Origin of the sequence: Streptomyces sp. NPDC056479 (genome assembly GCF_042795335.1) — a bacterium.
Taxonomy (GTDB): domain Bacteria; phylum Actinomycetota; class Actinomycetes; order Streptomycetales; family Streptomycetaceae; genus Streptomyces.
The window spans coordinates 140,295-152,795 of record NZ_JBHTRZ010000006.1 but is presented as its reverse complement, the minus strand read 5'-3'; the positions used below and the strand labels follow the sequence as shown (position 1 = coordinate 152,795).

Here is a 12,501-nt window from a genome sequence, read left to right as displayed (position 1 = left end):
CTAGCCAGGGATGTTGTCGAAGGGTGCCGTCAGCTGCCGCAACAGCCCGGCCAGTTCACCTCGCTGGGCACGCGACAGCTCCGCCAGGATCGCGCGCTCCTGGTCCAGCAGCCCGGCAAGGGCCTGGTCGGCGCGGTCGCGGCCCTCGTCGGTGAGGCGGACCAGCACTCCGCGCCGGTCGCTGGGGTCGGGAAGGCGCTCCACCAGCCCCTTCTTGGCGAGGCGGTCGATGCGGTTCGTCATCGTGCCCGAGGTGACCAGGGTCTGCGTCAGCAGCTGTCCCGGCGAGAGCTGATACGGCGTCCCGGCGCGCCTGAGCGCGGTCAGCACGTCGAACTCCCAGGGTTCCAGGCTGTGCTCGGAGAAGGCCAGCCGGCGTGCGCGGTCCAGATGCCGGGCCAGTCTGCTGACCCGGCTGAGCACCTCGAGCGGTTCCACGTCGAGGTCCGGGCGCTCCCGGCGCCACGCTGCGACCAGCCGATCGACCTCGTCCTCCATGACGATCAGTGTAGTGGTTGTGTCGACGTGAAGTCTCTTGACGTCAAGATACTTGACGGGGCAGGCTGGAGGCCGAGTACAGACAGGAGGCCCTGCCATGTCCGCTGCCGCCGCCGCCACCTGGGATCCCGCCCAGTATCTGCGCCACGCCGGCCACCGCGCCCGCCCCTTCGCCGACCTCCTCGCCCGCGTCCCCGACCTCCCCGGCGAGCGTCCCCGCATCGCCGACCTCGGCTGCGGCCCCGGCAACGTCACCGCCCTGCTCGCCGAGCGCTGGCCCACCGCGCACATCACCGGCCACGACAACTCCGCCGAGATGCTCGACCGGGCCCACGTCGAGCACGAGGGCCCGACGACGGGCGGCGGCCGCCTCGACTTCACCCACGCCGACGTACGGACCTGGACGCCCGCCGAGCCGTACGACCTGATCGTCAGCAACGCCACCCTGCAGTGGGTGCCGGGCCACGCGGAGCGCTTCGGCGACTGGGTGGCGGGCCTGCGCCCCGGCGGCACCTTCGCCTTCCAGGTCCCCGGCAACTTCGACGCCCCGAGCCACCGCCTGATGCGCGAGATCGCCCCCCGGTACGGCCTCGCCGACACCCTGCGCCACGAGGACGCCGTGCTCGCCCCCGGGGCCTACCTCGGCGGGCTGGCCGACCTGGGCTGCGCGGCCGACGTCTGGGAGACGACGTACGTCCATCTCCTGACCGGCGAGGATCCGGTGCTGGACTGGGTGAAGGGGACGGGACTGCGGCCGGTCCTCACCGCGCTCGCCGACGAACCCGAGGCGCGGGAGGCATTTCTCGACGAGTACCGGGCCGCCCTGCGCGAGGCGTATCCGGCCGGTGCGCACGGCACCCCGTTCCCGTTCCGCCGCATCTTCGCCGTGGCCCGCAAGGAGGCTTGATGATCACCGCCGTCGACCACGTCCAGCTGGCGGCCCCACCCGGCTCGGAGGACCGGCTGCGGACGTACTACGTGGACGTCCTCGGCATGACCGAGATCCCCAAGCCGCCCGTGCTCGCCGCGCGCGGGGGCTGCTGGTTCCAGGCGGGCGGCGTACAGCTGCATCTCGGGATCGAGGCGGATTTCCGTCCCGCGAACAAGGCGCACCCAGGCCTGCGGGTCACCGGCATCGAGGCCTACGGCACCCGGCTGGCGGCCCGTGGGGCACGGGTGGACTGGGACGAGCACCTCCCCGGGCACCGGCGGTTCTACTCCTACGACCCCGTCGGGAACCGGCTGGAGTTCCTGGAACCCCTGACAGCTGTTTGAGCGGCACGGCTCAGGGTCACCCGCTGAGGGACACCGACGTCGAACCTTGCAGGAGTGAGGAACGTGGCGAAGGAAGAGAAGACCCGGGCCAAGAAGGAACAGGTCAAGGGCAAGGCCAAGGAAGCGATGGGCCGCATGGTCGGCAACGAGCGGATGACCGCCGAAGGCAAGGCCGACCAGATGAAGGGCGACGCGCGCCAGGCGAAGGAGAAGGGCAAGGACACCTTTAAGCACTGAGCGCTCAGGCAACTGAGCGCGCGGGAGGGCGTCAGTTCTTGCGGCGCCCTATCAAATGCGGCTTCGCCTCAAGCCCGTCCAGCCCGTGCCAGGCCAGGTTCACCAGATGGGCCGCCACCTCCGCCTTCTTCGGGCGGCGGACGTCCAGCCACCACTGGCCGGTCAGGGCGACCATCCCGACCAGGGCCTGAGCGTAGAGCGGGGCGAGCTTGGGGTCGAAGCCGCGGCTCTTGAACTCCCGGCCCAGGATGTCCTCCACCTGGGTGGCGATGTCCGAGATCAGCGAGGCGAACGACCCCGTCGACTGCGGGATGGGCGAATCACGGACCAGGATGCGGAAGCCGTCCGTGCTCTCCTCGATGTAGTCCAGGAGAGCGAAAGCCGCCTGCTCGCACAGCTCACGGGGGTGGCCTGCGGTCAGGCTGCCCGTGACCATGTCCAGCAGACGGCGCATCTCGCGGTCCACCACCACCGCGTACAGCCCCTCCTTGCCGCCGAAGTGCTCGTAGACCACCGGCTTGGACACCCCGGCCTTCGCCGCGATCTCCTCCACCGACGTGCCCTCGAAGCCCTTCGCGGCGAAGAGGGTGCGACCGATCTCCAGCAACTGCTGGCGACGCTCCGCACCGGTCATCCGGGTACGGCGCGTCCGCCGAGGCTTCTCGTTGCTGGGGGTACTGCTGGAGTCGGTCGCCACGGCGTCAATCATGCCGTCTTTACGGGTTCCTTCCGGCGCCGGGAGCTGCCTTCCTCGTCGTTCCGGCGCGAATCGATACGCGAGCGTGACGGCCAGCGCACGTCATAGGCCCAGCCGAACATCTCGCACCAGCGGATGATCCGCGCCGAGGAGTCGATCTGCCCGCGCTCCACACCGTGCCGGGCGGACGTCGGGTCGGCGTGGTGCAGGTTGTGCCAGGACTCGCCGCACGACAGGACCGCCAGCCACCACACGTTGCCCGAGCGGTCACGGGACTTGAACGGGCGCTTGCCGACCGCGTGGCAGATCGAGTTGATCGACCAGGTCACGTGGTGCAGCAGGGCCACCCGCACGAGGGAGCCCCAGAAGAAGCCCGTGAACGCACCCCACCAGGACATCGTCACCAGACCGCCGATCAGCGCCGGCAGGGCCAGCGACAGCACCGTCCACCAGATGAACTGACGGGAGATCGTCCGGATCGCGTTGTCCTTGATCAGATCCGGCGCGTACTTCTCCTGCGGCGTCCGCTCCTCGTCGAACATCCAGCCGATGTGCGCCCACCACAGGCCCTTCATCAGCGCCGGGACGGTCTCGCCGTAACGCCACGGGGAGTGCGGGTCACCCTCCGCGTCGGAGAACTTGTGGTGCTTGCGGTGGTCGGCGACCCAGCGGACCAGCGGGCCCTCCACCGCCATCGAGCCCGCGATGGCGAGCGCGATGCGCAGCGGACGCTTCGCCTTGAAGGAACCGTGGGTGAAGTAGCGGTGGTAGCCGATCGTGACGCCGTGGCAGGCGTAGAAGTAGAAGAAGACCAGCAGACCGAGGTCCAGCCAGCTCACGCCCCAGCCCCAGACCAGCGGCACCGCGGCGGCGAGCGCCAGGAACGGGACGACGATGAAGAGAAGGAGCGCGAGCTGCTCGAGCGACCCCTTCTTCTCGCCGCCGAGCGTGGCTGGGGGAAGTTGGGTGTCGTCGTTCGCCTTCGGGGCGTCTTCGATCACATCGGAGCTTGTGGTCATGGGGCGTCCCCTGTGGGGTCGAGGGTTTTGGCAGGTGCCGGGGTTGCGGGAACTGTTCCCGGGTTTCGTTACAACGGTCCCTACGGTTCCGTAACCTACGGCGTCGTAAGTATGGCAGTGCGTCGTCCGGCGGCAAGAGCCCGAGAGACTGCGCGTCCGCACGGACACCTATCCTTGTGTCGGTCGGACAGCGCGGTCCGCTCTGATTTCTTTCCCGGATGTCAGGAGCCGTATGCGGCACCCGCCGCGCGGTACTACCTGCGCCGGGTTCCCTCCGGACGAGCTTCAACACTGCAAGGAGCCGCACCTGTGAGCAGTGCCGACGACCAGACCACGACGACCAGCAGCGAGCTGCGTGCCGACATCCGCCGGCTGGGTGACCTCCTCGGGGAGACCCTGGTCCGCCAGGAGGGCCCGGAGCTGCTCGAACTCGTCGAGAAGGTTCGCCGACTGACCCGCGAGGACGGCGAGGCCGCCGCCGAGCTGCTGCGGGGTACGGAGCTGGACACCGCGGCCAAGCTGGTCCGCGCCTTCTCCACCTACTTCCATCTGGCCAACGTCACCGAGCAGGTGCACCGCGGCCGTGAGCTGCGCGCCCGGCGTGCCGCCGAGGGCGGACTGCTCGCCCGCACGGCCGACCGGCTCAAGGACGCCGACCCCGAGCACCTGCGCCAGACGGTCCAGCACCTCAACGTCCGCCCCGTCTTCACCGCCCACCCCACCGAGGCCGCCCGCCGCTCGGTCCTCAACAAGCTCCGGCGTATCGCCGCGCTCCTGGAGGCCCCGGTCCTCGAAGGCGACCGTCGCCGCCATGACACCCGACTGGCCGAGAACATCGACCTCGTCTGGCAGACGGACGAGCTGCGCGTCGTACGCCCCGAGCCGGCCGACGAGGCCCGCAACGCCATCTACTACCTCGACGAGCTGCACGCCGGTGCCGTCGGCGACGTCCTGGAGGACCTCACCGCGGAGCTGGAGCGCGTCGGCCACAAGCTCCCCGACGTCACCCGCCCGCTCACCTTCGGCACCTGGATCGGCGGCGACCGCGACGGCAACCCGAACGTCACCCCCCAGGTGACCTGGGACGTCCTGATCCTCCAGCACGAGCACGGCATCAACGACGCCCTGGAGCTGATCGACGAGCTGCGCGGCTTCCTGTCGAACTCCATCCGCTACACCGGCGCCACCGAGGAACTCCTGGAGTCCCTCAAGGCCGACCTCGACGCCCTCCCCGAGATCAGCCCCCGCTACAAGCGCCTCAACGCCGAGGAGCCCTACCGGCTCAAGGCCACCTGCATCCGGCAGAAGCTGGAGAACACCAAGCAGCGCCTCGCCAAGGGCGTCCCGCACGAGAGCGGGCGCGACTACCTCGGCACCGGCGAGCTGCTGCACGACCTGACGCTGATCCAGACCTCGCTCAGGGAACACCGTGGCGGCCTGTTCGCCGACGGCCGTATGAACCGCACCATCCGCACCCTGGCCGCGTTCGGCCTCCAGCTCGCCACCATGGACGTACGCGAACACGCGGACGCCCACCACCACGCCCTCGGCCAGCTCTTCGACCGCCTCGGCGAGGAGTCCTGGCGCTACGCCGACATGCCCCGCGAGTACCGCGCCAAGCTGCTCGCCAAGGAGCTGAGGTCGCGGCGTCCCCTCGCCCCCACCCCGGCACCCGTGGACGCGGCCGGTGAGAAGACCCTCGGCGTGTTCCAGACCGTCAAGCGCGCCCTGGAGGTCTTCGGACCCGAGGTCATCGAGTCGTACATCATCTCGATGTGCCAGGGCGCCGACGACGTGTTCGCGGCGAGCGTCCTCGCCCGTGAGGCCGGCCTGATCGACCTGCACGCCGGCTGGGCGAAGATCGGCATCGTGCCGCTCCTGGAGACCACGGACGAGCTCAAGGCCGCCGACACGATCCTGGAGGACATGCTCTCCGACCCGTCGTACCGGCGCCTCGTCGCGCTGCGCGGCGACGTCCAGGAGGTCATGCTCGGCTACTCCGACTCCTCCAAGTTCGGCGGCATCACCACCAGCCAGTGGGAGATCCACCGCGCCCAGCGCCGGCTGCGCGACGTCGCCCACCGCTACGGCGTCCGGCTGCGCCTCTTCCACGGCCGCGGCGGCACCGTCGGCCGCGGTGGCGGCCCCTCGCACGACGCGATCCTCGCCCAGCCCTGGGGCACCCTGGAGGGCGAGATCAAGGTCACCGAGCAGGGCGAGGTCATCTCCGACAAGTACCTCGTGCCGTCGCTCGCCAGGGAGAACCTGGAGCTGACCGTCGCCGCCACCCTCCAGGCGTCCGCCCTGCACACCGCGCCCCGGCAGTCCGTGGAGGCGCTGGCGCGCTGGGACGCGGCGATGGACGTCGTCTCCGACGCCGCGCACCAGGCCTACCGCAGCCTCGTCGAGGACCCCGACCTGCCGACGTACTTCCTCGCCTCCACGCCGGTCGACCAGCTCGCCGACCTGCACCTGGGCTCGCGGCCCTCCCGCCGCCCCGGCTCGGGCGTCTCGCTCGACGGACTGCGCGCCATCCCGTGGGTGTTCGGCTGGACCCAGTCCCGGCAGATCGTCCCCGGCTGGTTCGGTGTCGGCTCCGGCCTGAAGGCGCTGCGCGAGGCGGGTCTGGACACCGTGCTCGACGAGATGCACGAGCAGTGGCACTTCTTCCGCAACTTCGTCTCCAACGTCGAGATGACGCTCGCCAAGACCGACCTGCGGATCGCCACGCACTACGTCGACACCCTGGTGCCGGACGAGCTGAAGCACGTCTTCGACACCATCCGCGCCGAGCACGAGCTCACCGTCGCCGAGGTCCTGAAGATCACCGGCGAGAAGGAACTCCTCGACGCCCAGCCCGTCCTGAAGCAGACCTTCACCATCCGCGACGCCTACCTGGACCCGATCTCCTACCTCCAGGTCACCCTGCTCAAGCGGCAGCGCGACGCGGTGGCGGCGGGCGCCGAGGCCGACCCGCTGCTCGCCCGCGCCCTGCTCCTCACGGTGAACGGCGTGGCGGCCGGCCTGCGCAACACCGGCTGAACCACCCCGCACATGACGGTGCCCCCGTGCTTCGTACGAGCACGGGGGCACCGTTCTTCTCTCGCCGTGCGTCAGGCTCGACGACGCCGGAACGCCAGGTACCCGCCCGCGCCCAGCAGTGCCGCGGCGGCCGCGGACAGCAGGCCCACCGGGGCACCGTTGCCGGTCTCGGCGAGATCGCCCTCGGCGCCGCCCTGCGGGGACGCCGACGGGGCGGCCTCGCCGGACGTGGACGGGCTCGGGGCCGGCTCGCCCGGCGTCTCGGACCCGGGCTCGGACTCGGTGGCGGACGGCGTGGCCGTGGTGCCGCCGCCCTCCTCCTCGTCCGCGCAGTCCGTCCAGAACACCTTGTGCTTGGCCGACCCCTTCTCACCGGCGAAGTTCCAGAACAGCTTGTAGTGGCCGTCGGGCAGGGTCATGTCTTCGGTGCGGCCGTGGCCGTCGCCGTCCAGCGTGATCGCGCCGGACTCCACGGTCTCGCCCTTGACGGCGGCCGTGGGGGCCCAGGCCTCGATGTGCCAGGAGACCTGCTGGACGGCGTCGAAACCGAACGCGTCCAGGTAGAACTCGCACACGTGCGGTTCGTTCTTGCGCAGTTCCGCACCGGTGGTGGCGTCGTGGATCTTGACGGTGCCGTTGTCTCCGGGGGCGGTTGCGTGAGCGGCGGCCGGAGCACTGAGCAGGGCCGCCGCGGCGACGGCGGACAGGGCGCCGGCGCGACTGAGGGTACGCATGGGGCAGTAGTCCATCTTCGAGAAGGAACGGGAAGATGTGGAGGGGGCGGCTCAGCTTCCAGCCGGCACTGACCCAAGGTCAATCACGAACAGGGAACACACAGTTCCTCCACGGGCCAGGAGGAGGCCAGAACCCTCAAACCACCAGAAATGCCGCCGTCAGCAACATGGTCCCCGACCCCGCCATCACCCAGGCCAGCCGTGTCCGCCGCAACCCGCCCGCGACCACCACCGAGGCCAGCAACAGCGCCCCACCCAGCGGAACCCACGCATAGAGAACGCCCGCAGGACCGGACCGTACGACCTCGTCACTGCCCGGCTTCACCACGACCGTGTACGTCTGCCCCTTGCGCACGGCCACGTTCTTCTCGATGACGACCGACTCGCGCCGCCGAGAGCCCTCGGAGATCGGTGTGTACGGCCCGCTGCACGTGTCCGCGCCGCACCGAGTCACCTCGATCGTGCCGCTCTCCCGGCCCTTGGTGAGCATCACATGATGAGCGGTGCCCCAGGAGGCCCACACACCCGCGATCAGAATCAGCACCGCGACCGTACCCATCGCCGCGAACCGCCCGAACCGCAGCGCGGTGAAAGCTCCCCGACTGGAAACAACGGCAGAAGGCATGGCCGCGATCCTTGGCCATGCCCATGCGCTCGGTCAACTTGGGTCCGGTCGGGTGGACGGACAAGTCACGAGTTGTACGTGCTTTGCGACCGCTCCAACCCCTCGATCACCAAACACTCCACGGCATCCGCGGCGCGGTCCACGAAGTAGTCCAGCTCCTTGCGCTCCGTCGAGGAGAAGTCTTTCAACACGAAGTCCGCGACCTGCATACGGCCCGGCGGACGCCCGATCCCGAACCGCACCCGGTGATAGTCCGCACCCATCGCCTTCGTCATCGACTTCAACCCGTTGTGCCCGTTGTCCCCACCACCGAGCTTCAACCGCAGCGTGCCATAGTCGATGTCCAACTCGTCATGAACCGCCACGATGTTGCCCAACGGCACCTTGTAGAAGTCCCGCAGCGCGTTCAGCGGCCCGCCCGAGAGATTCATGTACGACATCGGCTTGGCCAGGATCACCCGTCGGTTCATCGGCCCCGGCGGCCCGATCCGCCCCTCGATCACCTGCGCCTGAGCCTTGCCGGCCCGCTTGAACTTCCCCCCGATCCGCCCGGCGAGCAGATCCGCCACCATGAACCCGACGTTGTGCCGGTTCATGGCGTACTCGGGTCCCGGATTACCGAGGCCGGCGATCAGCCAGGGGGCGCTCGGATCGGTCGTCACGTCCATGTCTCCTTGATACGCGCCAGCCGCTGCCCCCAGCGGGAACAGCGGCTGACGAACCGATGACAGAGCCGAGGATCACGCCTCTGCCAGAGTCGAGGATCAGGCCTCGGCGACTTCCTCGCCCTCGGCCTCTTCGCCCTCGGGGGCCTCCTCGGCCTGCGCGGCCAGGACCTGGAGGACGACCGTGTCCTCCTCGACGGCCAGCGTGGTGCCCTTGGGCAGCTTGATGTCCTTGGCGAGGACGGAGGAGCCGGCCTCCAGGCCCTCGACGGACACCGTGAAGGACTCGGGGATGTGCGTGGCCTCGGCCTCGACCGGCAGCGCGTTCAGGACGTGCTCCAGCAGGTTGCCACCGGCGGCAAGCTCGCCCTCGGCGTGGACCGGGACCTCGACGGTGACCTTCTCGCCGCGCTTGACCAGCAGCAGGTCGACGTGCTCCAGGTAGCCCTTGATCGGGTCACGCTGCACGGACTTCGGGATCGCCAGCTCGTTGGTCTTGCCGTCGATGTCCAGGGCGATCAGGACGTTCGACGTACGCAGCGCGAGCAGCAGCTCGTGACCCGGGAGGGTCAGGTGCAGCGGGTCCGAGCCGTGGCCGTACAGGACACCGGGGACCTTCGAGTCACGACGGATACGACGGGCGGCACCCTTGCCGAACTCGGTGCGGGTCTCGGCGGAGATCTTGACCTCGGACATGATCACTCCTCGTAGAAATAGGAACGGACGTGGTCACCCGGCCACGAACGGCCTGCTACGAAGAGCGCGTCGATAACGGAGCACCGAATCCCACAACGGGAACGGCCTCCCTCGCCGAGCAACTGAAGCAGTCTACTCGGAAGGGGAGGCCGCACCCAAAAGGATCTCTACTGCTCGTCGAACAGGCTCGTCACCGAGCCGTCCTCGAACACCTCACGCACCGCGCTCGCGATGGTCGGAGCGATCGACAGCACCGTCAGCTTGTCCAGATCCCGGGCCAGCTCGCCCGGCGTCGGCAGCGTGTTCGTGAACACGAACTCGCCCACCCGCGAGTTCTTCAACCGGTCCGCCGCCGGACCCGACAGCACACCGTGCGTCGCCGTCACGATGACGTCCTCCGCACCGTGCGCGAACAGCGCGTCCGCCGCGGCGCAGATCGTGCCACCGGTGTCGATCATGTCGTCGACCAGAACACACACCCGGCCCTTGACCTCACCCACGACCTCGTGGACGGTCACCTGGTTCGCCACGTCCTTGTCGCGCCGCTTGTGCACGATCGCCAGCGGCGCGCCCAGCCGGTCGCACCAGCGGTCGGCCACGCGCACCCGCCCGGCGTCGGGGGAGACGACCGTCAGCTTCTCCCTGTCCACCTTCCGGCCCACGTAGTCCGCGAGCAGCGGAAGGGCGAAGAGGTGGTCGACGGGACCGTCGAAGAAGCCCTGGATCTGGTCGGTGTGCAGATCGACCGTGAGGATGCGGTCCGCACCCGCGGTCTTCATCAGATCCGCGATCAGACGCGCCGAGATCGGTTCACGTCCACGGTGCTTCTTGTCCTGACGGGCGTAACCGTAGAACGGCACAATGACGGTGATGGACCGTGCCGACGCCCGCTTCAACGCGTCGATCATGATCAACTGCTCCATGATCCACTGGTTGATCGGAGCCGTGTGGCTCTGGATCACGAAGCAGTCCGCGCCGCGGGCCGACTCCTGGTAGCGGACGTAGATCTCGCCGTTGGCGAAGTCGAAGGACTTCGTCGGAACGACCCCCACCCCCAACTGCTGGGCGACCTCCTCGGCAAGCTCGGGGTGGGCGCGGCCGGAGAAGAACATCAACTTCTTCTCGCCGGTCGTCTTGTTCCCGGTCACAGCACTGTCTCCTCAGAGGTATCTCAGCTGGGTGTGCACTTATCACGGTACGCCGTGTTTGACGCGCCCGTTTCTGGTCAGTCTTCGCTCTCCACCTGCCGCGAAGCCGCCTCCGCCGCCTTCGCGGCAGCGCTGCCCGGACGCTTTCGAGCCACCCAACCCTCGATATTCCGCTGCTGACCACGGGCCACGGCCAGCGAACCGGGCGGTACGTCCTTCGTGATCACGGACCCGGCGGCGGTGTACGCACCGTCCCCGACCGTGACAGGAGCCACAAACATGTTGTCCGAACCGGTACGGCAGTGCGAGCCCACGGTGGTGTGGTGTTTGTCCTGTCCGTCGTAGTTCACGAACACGCTCGCCGCACCGATGTTGGTGTACTCACCGATGGTCGCGTCACCGACATAGGACAGGTGCGGCACCTTCGTGCCCTCACCGATCGAGGAGTTCTTCGTCTCGACGTACGTACCGATCTTGCCCTTCGCGCCCAGCCGCGTCCCCGGCCGCAGATAGGCGAACGGCCCCACGCTCGCCTGCGCGCCCACGACCGCGCCGTCCGACACCGTGTTGTCGATCCGCGCCCCCGCGCCGACCCTGGTGTCCTTCAGCCGGCTGTTCGGCCCGACCTCCGCGCCCTCACCGAGATGGGTGGCGCCCTGCAGCTGGGTGCCCGGCTGGACGACGACGTCCCGCTCGAAGGTGACGGTCACATCCACCCAGGTCGTCGCCGGGTCGATGACGGTGACACCGGCGAGCATGGCGGCGGTCAGCAACCGGTCGTTGAGGATCCGGCGGGCCTCGGCCAGCTGCACACGATTGTTGATCCCGGCGATCTCACGGTGATCGGCGGCCACGGAGGCACCGACGCGGTGACCGGCCTCGCGCAGGATGCCGAGGACGTCGGTCAGGTACTCCTCGCCCTGGCTGTTGTCGGTGCGGACCTTGCCGAGGGCGTCCGCGAGGAGCTGCCCGTCGAACGCGAAGACACCCGAGTTGATCTCGCGGATCGCGCGCTGCGACTCGGTGGCGTCCTTGTGCTCGACGATCGCGGTCACGGCACCGGAGGCGCCGTCGCGCACGATCCGCCCGTAACCGGTCGCGTCCGGCACCTCGGCCGTCAGCACGGTCACGGCGTTGCCGTCGGCGGAGTGGGTGGCGGCGAGATGCGTCAGGGTCTCGCCGGCGAGCAGGGGGGTGTCGCCGCACACGACCACGACGGTCCCGTCGACACCACCACCGAGCTCCTCCAGGGCCATCCGTACGGCGTGCCCGGTGCCGTTCTGCTCGGCCTGCACGGCGGTGCGTACGCCGGGGTCGATCTCGCCGAGGTGCGCGGTGACCTGCTCGCGGGCGTGGCCGACCACGACGACGAGATTCTCGGGGTCCAACTCACGCGAGGCGGCGAGCACATGCCCCACGAGGCTGCGTCCGCAGAGCTCGTGCAGGACCTTCGGTGTGGCCGACTTCATACGGGTGCCCTCACCCGCTGCGAGAACGACGACGGCTGCCGGGCGAATGGCGCTCACGGTTTGCCCTTCGGATGTGGCGTGGGGTGACATCCGCAGGATACCGGGGCGATTTGTGGGGGACATGAGAGCGGGTCCCGACTGAGCTGCTGCAGTCAGGACCCGCTCCGAGTATGTGCTCCCCCGCCAGGACTCGAACCCGGACAGATGGCACCAAAAGCCACAGTGCTGCCAATTACACCACGGGGGAAAATCTCGACTAACCGGACGTTTGGTCAGGCCGCCGAGTCGGCACCCCACACTATGCCGTACCGGGTGCCCTCCATGCGACGGTGGATCGACGGTCTTCGCGCTGGGATATCGGGTGGTTTCGTTTACGTTCGGTCACGCAGTGTGGTG

General features: G+C 69.0%; 13 protein-coding genes and 1 tRNA gene. 4 read left to right on the top strand and 10 right to left on the bottom strand.

Annotation, left to right across the window (positions count from 1 at the left end):
- A complete protein-coding gene (tamR, locus tag ACFQ6S_RS24105) occupies positions 1–498 on the bottom strand; it encodes a MarR family transcriptional regulator TamR (RefSeq protein ID WP_059196100.1) in 498 nt (165 codons plus the stop codon).
- 97 nt (positions 499–595) lie between these two features.
- On the opposite strand from tamR, the gene ACFQ6S_RS24100 reads away from it, so the two are divergent.
- The 3 genes from ACFQ6S_RS24100 (at position 596) to ACFQ6S_RS24090 (ending at position 2,010) form a co-directional block, all read left to right on the top strand.
- The gene (locus ACFQ6S_RS24100; RefSeq protein ID WP_383413337.1) at positions 596–1,405 is read left to right on the top strand and encodes a trans-aconitate 2-methyltransferase; all 810 of its coding nucleotides are present in this window, start codon (positions 596–598) and stop codon (positions 1,403–1,405) included.
- Positions 1,405–1,773, top strand: a complete 369-nt coding sequence (locus ACFQ6S_RS24095) for a glyoxalase (RefSeq protein WP_383413334.1) — start codon at positions 1,405–1,407, stop codon at positions 1,771–1,773. The genes ACFQ6S_RS24100 and ACFQ6S_RS24095 overlap by 1 nt, the downstream gene beginning before the upstream one ends.
- Before the next feature lie 63 nt (positions 1,774–1,836).
- On the top strand, positions 1,837–2,010 hold the full coding sequence (locus ACFQ6S_RS24090; RefSeq protein ID WP_383413332.1) for a CsbD family protein: 174 nt from the start codon (positions 1,837–1,839) through the stop codon (positions 2,008–2,010).
- Between the two features lie 31 nt (positions 2,011–2,041).
- On the opposite strand, the gene ACFQ6S_RS24085 is transcribed toward ACFQ6S_RS24090, so the two are convergent.
- Positions 2,042–2,719, bottom strand: coding sequence for a TetR family transcriptional regulator (locus ACFQ6S_RS24085; protein WP_383413329.1), 678 nt, complete (start codon positions 2,717–2,719; stop codon positions 2,042–2,044).
- Positions 2,716–3,726, bottom strand: a complete 1,011-nt coding sequence (locus ACFQ6S_RS24080) for an acyl-CoA desaturase (protein WP_383413326.1) — start codon at positions 3,724–3,726, stop codon at positions 2,716–2,718. Before ACFQ6S_RS24080 ends, ACFQ6S_RS24085 begins: the two co-directional genes overlap by 4 nt.
- Before the next feature lie 309 nt (positions 3,727–4,035).
- On the opposite strand from ACFQ6S_RS24080, the gene ppc reads away from it, so the two are divergent.
- Positions 4,036–6,768, top strand: coding sequence for a phosphoenolpyruvate carboxylase (ppc, locus tag ACFQ6S_RS24075; protein ID WP_383413323.1), 2,733 nt, complete (start codon positions 4,036–4,038; stop codon positions 6,766–6,768).
- Between the two features lie 71 nt (positions 6,769–6,839).
- Here ppc and ACFQ6S_RS24070 read toward each other — a convergent pair whose 3' ends face one another.
- The 7 genes from ACFQ6S_RS24070 to ACFQ6S_RS24040 all read right to left on the bottom strand — a co-directional run bounded on the left by ACFQ6S_RS24070 (position 6,840) and on the right by ACFQ6S_RS24040 (position 12,352).
- The gene (locus tag ACFQ6S_RS24070) at positions 6,840–7,502 is read right to left on the bottom strand and encodes an LPXTG cell wall anchor domain-containing protein (RefSeq protein ID WP_383413321.1); all 663 of its coding nucleotides are present in this window, start codon (positions 7,500–7,502) and stop codon (positions 6,840–6,842) included.
- Positions 7,503–7,638: 136 nt separating this feature from the next.
- Entirely contained in the window at positions 7,639–8,127 is a 489-nt protein-coding gene (locus tag ACFQ6S_RS24065) for a hypothetical protein (RefSeq protein ID WP_383413318.1), read from the bottom strand.
- A 65-nt stretch (positions 8,128–8,192) separates the two neighbouring features.
- A complete protein-coding gene (gene pth, locus ACFQ6S_RS24060) occupies positions 8,193–8,795 on the bottom strand; it encodes an aminoacyl-tRNA hydrolase (protein WP_383413315.1) in 603 nt (200 codons plus the stop codon).
- 96 nt (positions 8,796–8,891) lie between these two features.
- On the bottom strand, positions 8,892–9,488 hold the full coding sequence (locus ACFQ6S_RS24055; protein ID WP_383413313.1) for a 50S ribosomal protein L25/general stress protein Ctc: 597 nt from the start codon (positions 9,486–9,488) through the stop codon (positions 8,892–8,894).
- 167 nt (positions 9,489–9,655) lie between these two features.
- On the bottom strand, positions 9,656–10,636 hold the full coding sequence (locus ACFQ6S_RS24050; protein ID WP_383413310.1) for a ribose-phosphate diphosphokinase: 981 nt from the start codon (positions 10,634–10,636) through the stop codon (positions 9,656–9,658).
- A 77-nt stretch (positions 10,637–10,713) separates the two neighbouring features.
- Positions 10,714–12,162, bottom strand: a complete 1,449-nt coding sequence (gene glmU / locus ACFQ6S_RS24045; RefSeq protein ID WP_383413307.1) for a bifunctional UDP-N-acetylglucosamine diphosphorylase/glucosamine-1-phosphate N-acetyltransferase GlmU — start codon at positions 12,160–12,162, stop codon at positions 10,714–10,716.
- A 118-nt stretch (positions 12,163–12,280) separates the two neighbouring features.
- Positions 12,281–12,352, bottom strand: a tRNA-Gln gene (locus ACFQ6S_RS24040).
- Positions 12,353–12,501 lie beyond the last annotated feature (149 nt).